We start from the raw sequence: 7,210 nt of genomic DNA, 5'->3' as shown, positions 1-7,210 counted from the left end.
TGATTTTCGAAGCTCGTTGATTGGAGCGGAAGGCGCGAAGACTCCTGCGGGAGTACGGGGCAGGGGATACCCCGCAGGAGCGAAGCGACGAGGAGGCTCCCCGGCACGCCCGCGGAAAGCGAAGCGCCTGGAGCGGAAATCAACAGACTAGTTTAACAAAGCCTAAATAAAAAGGAGTCTTTCCATCATGAACATTATCGATCTTCATTGCGACGCCTTAATGAAACTCCAGGAAGGCAAAGGTAGATTGCGATTTGCCGATGCACCTGAACTACAAACCAATAAAAGTCGGTTACATCAGGGGAAAATTAAGGTGCAGTGCTTTGCGATCTTTATTGAACCAGGCATCCCATCCGATTACAAATTCCAAGCTGCACTCGAGCAGATCGATTATTTTTATCAAGAAGTATTAGGGAAAAATCCAGATATGGTCCACATAAAGGAATGGTCCGATTTTGATTGTTTGAAAATTGGCCAAATTGGTGCGATGTTAACGCTTGAAGGTGTGGATGCGATTGGCAACGATTTAATGAAGCTCCGTATGCTTTACCAGCTTGGTGTCCGTTCAGTCGGCCTAACCTGGAATAATGCCAATCTAGCAGCCGATGGTGCAGGGGAACCTCGAGGGGGAGGTCTCACACTGTTTGGCAAAGAGATTGTAGATTTAAATAATGTACATCAAGTGCTCACAGATGTATCTCATTTAAGCGACAAAGGGATTTGGGAGGTAATTGAATTAGCTAAGTACCCGATTGCGAGCCACTCCAATGCCAGAGCACTTTGCCAACATCCGCGAAATTTAACGGATGAGCAGGTGGCAGCGATGTTTAACAAGGGCGGTCTTATTCATGTCGTCTACCATCCGCCATTTGTAAAAGAATCAGGAGAGGTATGTATCCTTGATTTGGTGAAGCATATCGATCATTTTTGTTCATTAGGAGGAGTAAAGCAAATTGGTTTAGGGTCAGATTTTGACGGGATATCTACCTTTATTACCAACTTAGAAGATGCTTCTAAATCCCATAATCTCATAAATGAACTATTAAAGCATTATAAAGAGGAAGAGGTCAAAGGATTTGCCTATCAAAACTTTCTTGACCGTAGACCGGGGATAGGACGATGAAGATTCGGGAAAGAGGAATCACTATTGGCGGGATGCCTATAGGTTTTAAAAATTGTATAACAGATGTTGAGGGAGTAATGGTCGGGCATGTGACATTGGATTTCCCACTGAATGAGTCTGGGGAAGAGTATGCCTGTACTGGAGTAACAGCTATACTCCCGCACAAAGGCAATTTGTTTAAAGAAAAAGTAACTGCTGCCAGTTATATCATTAATGGATTCGGAAAAACAACAGGCCTTGTGCAAGTAAATGAATTAGGCGTTCTTGAATCGCCCATCATGTTGACGAATACCTTTGCCGTTCCTGCCGTGACCCAAGGAACACTCGAATACATGTTGAAGGAAAATCCTGAAATTGGCGACACTACAGGGACCATTAATATTGTAACTGGTGAATGCAATGACAGCTATTTAAATTCTATTCGCTTGTTTCCAGTAAAGGTCGAGCATGCCATCGAAGCCATCCAAAATGCATCTGAAAACCGTGCAGTTGAAGGGGCTGTCGGTGCCGGTAAAGGGATGATTTGCTTTGGCCATAAAGGTGGGATTGGCTCATCATCTAGAATGGTTGAGGACTATACAATCGGCTGTCTTGTCCTTAGTAATTTTGGGAAAAAGGAAGAGCTGTTGAGGTTTCGAAATTCTGAGAAGACAGGTTTGTCAGAGACCTCCGATGGCTCGATTATCATCGTTCTAGCAACAGACGCACCTTTGAGTGACCGGCAATTACAGCGAGTTGCGAAACGATGCGGAATTGGCCTTGGCAGGACGGGAAGTCATTTTAGCCATGGAAGCGGGGATATTATCATTGCCTTTTCAACAGCCCATAAAATAGCGCATTTTTCGGATGAAGTAACGGAAAATCGTTCGCAGTTGCGTGAGGAACATCCTATCATGAACCAGCTTTTTACAGCTGCTGCCGAAGCTGCAGAAGAGGCGATATGCAATTCTTTATCGCAAGCAATTACAACTAAAGGCAGAGCTGGGCGAATTGTCCATCAGCTTGACTTTTTAAAAGAGGAGTAATAAAAAAATGTACCTTACTATAAAAGAGACAGCAGAATATTTATCGATACCTGAACCAACCGTCAAGAGCCTCATCCAACAAAAGAAAATCCGCGCTCTCTTTGACGGCAGTGAGTATTTAATTTACAAAGAGCAATTTAATACCCATCTTAATCAAATGGATAAATACAAACAACTCGTTGAAGAAATATTAAGCGAACCCATCCCAGAAGATTTAGATGTAAAGGATGAAGATTAGGGGGAGAAACAATGGAGAATATTTTTCTGAAAAGAATCTATGAACCTTTTGATGAGATGGACGGATGCCGAATTTTAATTGACCGGGTGTGGCCACGAGGTGTATCAAAGGAAGCGGCGAAATTATCCTATTGGTTTAAGGAGATTGCCCCAAGCCCTGAGCTCCGTAAATGGTTTTGTCATAAACCAGAGCTTTATGAAGAATTTCGAGGAAAATACATAGAAGAATTACGTTTGGATGAGCAGAAGTTTCAAATGATAGAGCAAATCATCGACATGGCATCTAAAGATAAAGTAACTCTTCTTTATGGAGCAAAGGACCCGATTTATAATCACGCTCGTGTTTTGCAGGAAGAACTTGTTAGAAGGGTGGGTTCCTTATGAAAAATAAAATCGCTTTATCATGGAGCGGCGGGAAAGATGGCTGTATGGCCTTGCAGAGTTTAGTCGACCAGGGTTATGAAGTATCATGCTTGCTTACGACTGTTCCAGTCGAAATTGGGCGAACGTTTGGACACGGGGAAAAAACAGAGATGATTATTCTCCAAGGTAAAGCGTTAAATATTCCTGTCCATTTTATTAAGTGTTCCTTTGAGCGCTATACAGATGACTTTGTCCAAGCATTATTACAGGTGAAAGAACAATATGAATTAACTGGAATTGCATTTGGGGATTTATATTTTGATCCTCACAGGGAGTGGGGAGAAAAAGTTGCAGAATCCGCTGAAGTTGAGTCCATTTATCCTTTATGGATGAAGCAAGAGGAGTCCTTACAGGCACTTGAAAAGTTTGTTCAATCCGGCTACGAAGCAGTCGTCATTCGAGTCAGGGAAGATGTTTTGGATGAATCATGGCTTGGTAGAAAAGTAGATTCCACGTTTGTGAAGGATATTCAGGAAACCAAAAGCTGCCCAATGGGGGAAGCAGGGGAATACCACACATTTGTTTATAACGGGCCCCTATTTTCGAAGAGAATTCACCTGAAAAAAGGAGAAATAATTCCGCTTGAAACCACAAAGAAATTGGAATTTGAAGCGGTTTTGTCTAGCTAATTCATGAGGACAGACAACTGTCCTCATGAAGTCCTCAATTTGTAAAGAAATTTAGATTACATACAAAAACACAGATAAGAAATGCGCCAGGCTTCCAAGTAAAATAAAAATATGAAAAATCTCATGAAAACCTAAATACTTAAACTCTAAAAACTTCGGTTTAGCCCCATAGATGACACCGCCAATTGTATAGAAAACCCCACCTAACACCAGTAAAAATAAACCCCACGGATTTAAACTGCCAGCAAGCGGTGAGAACACAAACACAATCATCCAGCCCATTGCGATATAGAGGGCCGTCGAAATCCAGCGTGGGCAATTAAACCAAACCATTTTAAACACAACCCCGCTGATTGCTACCGCTGAAATAATCGAAAATAGTACCGCACCCGTTTTCCCATTCAAACTAATGAAGCAAAAAGGCGTATACGTTCCAGCGATCAACACAAAAATCATCGAATGGTCAAGCCGTCTTAAAAAGGCAATTACTTTATCTTTTGCCATAACCATGTGATATGTAGCAGATGCTGAATAAAGCAGAATCATACTGATGCCAAAAATGATGACAGCCGTAATGGCCATAGGTGAGGGCGAGCCCATAGATACTTTGATAACCATCGCAAGCAGTCCGACAAAAGATAAAAGTGCCCCGGCTAAATGGGTCAATCCATTGATAGGTTCCCGAATGTAATTGTTCATTAAATATACCTCCTATTACAACATGTAGTTTTAATAACTATATATAATGATACTAATGTTTTAATATCTAGTCAATGCTTATTTCATTAGGTATAATGAAAAATATAAAGCATATGATCGGGGTTTTTACGATGGAGAATATCAATCAATTTATTGAACAGCTTAGCCTTGATGCAGCCTTAACTTTAGAAGAAATTCCAAACATCGATTTATATATGGATCAAGTCATTCAGTTATTTGAGAATAAATTTGCTGAATCGAAGCGGAATGAAGAAGAAAAGGTACTCACCAAAACGATGATTAATAACTATGCAAAAGGAAAGTTGATTTTCCCAATAAAAAATAAAAAGTATTCAAAAGAACATCTCATATTAATCAGTTTAATTTATCAGCTTAAAGGGGCTTTATCGATTAATGATATTAAAGTGATGCTTGCTGGAATCAATAAAAGAATTATCAATGAGGAAATCGATGTAGACTCTTTTTATAATAGCTATTTACATCTAACCAGCAAAAATGTCAGAGACTTTAAAATGGATATGGAGGATCGAGTGAAGGAAGTAAAAGAGGAATTGGTGGATGGGCAACATGCACCATCGCCACAATTAGAAGAGGTGCTTATGATTTCTTCACTTGTTCATATGAGTAACTTATATCGAAAAGTTGCTGAAAAGCTAATCGACCAAATTCCAATCGAAAGAGAAGAAAAGCGTCATCGATAAACGTTGACGCTTTTTACCTTTTCAATTTTAATATCTTGGATTCCTATTCCGATATTAATGGCTTGCGCCGAAGAACCCTCAATTTCCACGTTGCTAATCTCAACAGAATCAGCCCGATTTTCACCGCCAAACACTTTAATACCCGGCCCTGCCTTATTAAAATCCCTAATCATAACATTCTTCAATGCCACATTTCTAGCCCGATATTGGATCGCAATGACGGGATTAGCTTTGTAGTCGTAATCTGGATTACCAATCAACTTAAAATGATTAATGACAACATTTTTATAAGCAGAAACCACCAACCCCCTTGGCGTGGAATCCTTATATAAATCTGAAAAAATCGGTGCAATAGAAAGGAGATTCCCAGCCATAATATTATAGGCCGTTTTTGATTCAGCATCGGTACTTTTGTGATGGCCAATATGGCGAAAATTAAAGGAACGATTATCATTCAACGAAATATGTCCAATAATCTGGACATTGGCCGCTGCGGACGAATTTTCATGAGCTTTAATTTCGACACCGCCAAAGCACCTCGCCGAAGAATTTTGAACGAGTAGAACATTTTGTGAACCATCATCGATTTCAAACCCATTTGAGTTTGAAAAACCTTTCTGATGGGCTCGTCCGCTTGGGTCGCACATATGTGAGTTCGAGATGAAAATAAAGTCGCTATGATGGGTGGTGATGCCGTCATCACCAAAGCCAAAACCGTTTAAATTATCGAGCCAAACATACTTGCTTCCACCCCGGGCACGAAATCTGTCTCCAGCATAATTGTACAAGGTGGAGGAAATGTCAAAACAATGAAGCCCCGGATTAATTGCCTCTACGTCCTTTATCCAGCCGTAGGTAACATTTGCATACGTTAAACAGCTCGAATGATTCCCCCAAGTACTTGTTTTGGACGTGTCGCCAAGCCTTTCGACATTCCAATCCAAGCTAAGGGAGCCAACAAAAAGATGGTGATTCCCTTTCCAATAATTAAGGTTTGTAATAAGTCTTGTACTTTTAGGGGCATCGTCATGCAACTTAATCGTTGTTTTACCTTTTCCAGCACCAATCAAGACCGTCATGGACGGCAGCCGGATACCCTTGGTAATAAAGATCCCCGGTGGTACCATTACTTTTACGCGGCCCTTGCCAATCGCTTTCCGAAAAGCGGCCGTACAATCCGTTTTTCCGTCTCCGACTGCACCAAAATCAACTACATTTACTTCTTTGATTCGTTTAGTTTCTAAGCTGTTGAATTCATTTTCAAGTATTTCGAACCACTCAGGGAAAACTTGTCCCTGTGAATCTACCAAAATCTTCGGGAGTTCCCCAAGGTTACTTGCTTTTGAAAAAAGGCGAAAAAAGGCTTCTCCCAGTGAGAAGGGCTTCCGAGGATATTTTTTTGGAAAGGATTGACTCTCCTGCCTGAACTGGTTAAAAAGTTCAACCGTCTCTTGAACTGCGATTGAGGGTCTTCCGACTATTTCGGCTAGTATCCCAGCGTTTTTTTTCGGGTTATGATTTTTATCTAAATTAAGCATTTTCCTCACTCCGAAATAAGCTTTTTTAAATAGTATACCTTTTAATTATTGGCATAAATAATTATGACAAAATTGGGGGAAAATTTTTTTAGTAAAAAAAGGAGATGATTTCGTTGAAAAAAATATTCCTTTCCATCACTATATTCCTTTTGTCTTTTTCCCTCATTTCGCCTGCAATCGGGGCAAAGGCAGAACAGCCTGTCGTTAAACAATATCCGAGTATGAGTGCAGAGGCAGAGCACTTTTAAGTTCGATTTTCGAAGACTTTGGATAGAGCATGCGATTTGGACACATAAGTATATCGTAAGTGCAATAGCAGGCTTGGAGGACAAAGATAAGATACTTGCAAGATTATTGAGAAACCAGGACGAAATCGGGAATGCAATAAAGCCCTATTATGGAAGAGCAGCAGGAGATAAACTGGCCCAATTGCTTAGAGAGCACATTCTTCTGGCGGGAAAAGTAGTCGAGGCGGCCAAAGCCAATAACCAGGCTGACCTAAAAAAATATAATGCAGAATGGTATAAAAATGCCGATGACATGACTAATTTTCTAGGTAATGCGAACCCTTATTTGAACAAACAGCAATTAAGACAAGCTTTCCAGTTACATTTAAAAATGGTGACTGAAAACGTCGTAGCACGACTTAAAAAGGATTGGGATGCTGATATCCGTGCTTTTGATAAAGGAGAGGCCCATCTTATTCATATCGCTGATACGATTACCAAAGGGATTCAAAAACAGTTTCCTAAAAAGTTTTAACTTAAAAAGCTTGTAGACAATTCTTCCAGTCTAGACTAACCTAAAAAAATGA

At 40.4% G+C, this 7,210-nt stretch carries 10 protein-coding genes; 8 read left to right on the top strand and 2 right to left on the bottom strand.

The annotated features are described in order from the left end of the window. The first annotated feature begins 187 nt into the window (after positions 1-187). From ABES02_RS25385 to ABES02_RS25365, 5 genes are read left to right on the top strand one after another with little or no spacing between them, the layout of a single operon-like run. Positions 188-1,123, top strand: coding sequence for a dipeptidase (locus ABES02_RS25385; protein ID WP_430140551.1), 936 nt, complete (start codon positions 188-190; stop codon positions 1,121-1,123). Then, positions 1,120-2,148 (top strand): P1 family peptidase, encoded by a 1,029-nt coding sequence (locus ABES02_RS25380; RefSeq protein WP_430140550.1) that lies wholly within the window; start codon positions 1,120-1,122, stop codon positions 2,146-2,148. The genes ABES02_RS25385 and ABES02_RS25380 overlap by 4 nt, the downstream gene beginning before the upstream one ends. Positions 2,149-2,155: 7 nt before the next feature. Continuing rightward, positions 2,156-2,386, top strand: a complete 231-nt coding sequence (locus tag ABES02_RS25375; RefSeq protein ID WP_430140549.1) for an excisionase family DNA-binding protein — start codon at positions 2,156-2,158, stop codon at positions 2,384-2,386. 11 nt (positions 2,387-2,397) lie between these two features. Beyond that, a complete protein-coding gene (locus tag ABES02_RS25370; protein ID WP_430140548.1) occupies positions 2,398-2,769 on the top strand; it encodes a DUF488 domain-containing protein in 372 nt (123 codons plus the stop codon). Beyond that, a complete protein-coding gene (locus ABES02_RS25365; RefSeq protein ID WP_430140547.1) occupies positions 2,766-3,437 on the top strand; it encodes a diphthine--ammonia ligase in 672 nt (223 codons plus the stop codon). The genes ABES02_RS25370 and ABES02_RS25365 overlap by 4 nt, the downstream gene beginning before the upstream one ends. A 51-nt stretch (positions 3,438-3,488) precedes the next feature. Here the strand turns inward: ABES02_RS25365 and trhA are convergent, their stop codons facing one another. Further along, on the bottom strand, positions 3,489-4,136 hold the full coding sequence (gene trhA, locus ABES02_RS25360) for a PAQR family membrane homeostasis protein TrhA (RefSeq protein WP_430140546.1): 648 nt from the start codon (positions 4,134-4,136) through the stop codon (positions 3,489-3,491). A gap of 131 nt (positions 4,137-4,267) precedes the next feature. On the opposite strand from trhA, the gene ABES02_RS25355 reads away from it, so the two are divergent. Next, positions 4,268-4,858, top strand: a complete 591-nt coding sequence (locus ABES02_RS25355; RefSeq protein ID WP_430140545.1) for a DUF1836 domain-containing protein — start codon at positions 4,268-4,270, stop codon at positions 4,856-4,858. On the opposite strand, the gene ABES02_RS25350 is transcribed toward ABES02_RS25355, so the two are convergent. After that, positions 4,849-6,396, bottom strand: coding sequence for a glycosyl hydrolase family 28-related protein (locus ABES02_RS25350; RefSeq protein WP_430140544.1), 1,548 nt, complete (start codon positions 6,394-6,396; stop codon positions 4,849-4,851). The genes ABES02_RS25355 and ABES02_RS25350 overlap by 10 nt on opposite strands. 113 nt (positions 6,397-6,509) lie before the next feature. On the opposite strand from ABES02_RS25350, the gene ABES02_RS25345 reads away from it, so the two are divergent. Both ABES02_RS25345 and ABES02_RS25340 read left to right on the top strand, forming a co-directional pair. Next, positions 6,510-6,644, top strand: a complete 135-nt coding sequence (locus ABES02_RS25345) for a hypothetical protein (protein WP_430140543.1) — start codon at positions 6,510-6,512, stop codon at positions 6,642-6,644. 73 nt (positions 6,645-6,717) lie between these two features. Beyond that, entirely contained in the window at positions 6,718-7,158 is a 441-nt protein-coding gene (locus ABES02_RS25340) for a glycosyltransferase (protein WP_430140542.1), read from the top strand. The last annotated feature ends 52 nt before the right edge of the window (positions 7,159-7,210 follow it).

It is taken from the genome of Neobacillus pocheonensis, from assembly GCF_050477905.1.
Taxonomy (GTDB): Bacteria; Bacillota; Bacilli; order Bacillales; family Cytobacillaceae; genus Neobacillus; species Neobacillus pocheonensis_A.
This window is presented reverse-complemented; position numbering and strand designations above follow the sequence as displayed.